Below are 264 nucleotides of genomic sequence, written 5' to 3'. Positions count from 1 at the left end.
GAACGACTCCATCACCGGTCCCATCAGCGAGGGTTTCACCCCCCAATAGTCGCGCGCCTTCAGCGTGCCGACGCGGCGGCCCTGAACGATGACCTGCGATCCCACGTCGGTCTCGGGCTTCAGCAGGACCGGGTTCATGTCGACCACCGGATCGAGGCCCGCGGCAAGCGCCTGCAGCGCCTGCGCCCGGCCGATCTCGCCGCCATCGGCGGTGACGGCCGCGTTGTTCGACATGTTCTGCGGCTTGAACGGCGCCACGCGCAG

At 68.9% G+C, this 264-nt stretch carries 1 pseudogene; it reads right to left on the bottom strand.

Going from position 1 to position 264, the window contains the following annotated elements:
• Positions 1–264: pseudogene (locus CVV76_RS11115) on the bottom strand (cobyric acid synthase); the annotation flags it as partial.

It is taken from the genome of Acidimangrovimonas sediminis (genome assembly GCF_002871005.1).
Classification (GTDB): Bacteria; Pseudomonadota; Alphaproteobacteria; order Rhodobacterales; family Rhodobacteraceae; genus Acidimangrovimonas; species Acidimangrovimonas sediminis.
This window is presented reverse-complemented; position numbering and strand designations above follow the sequence as displayed.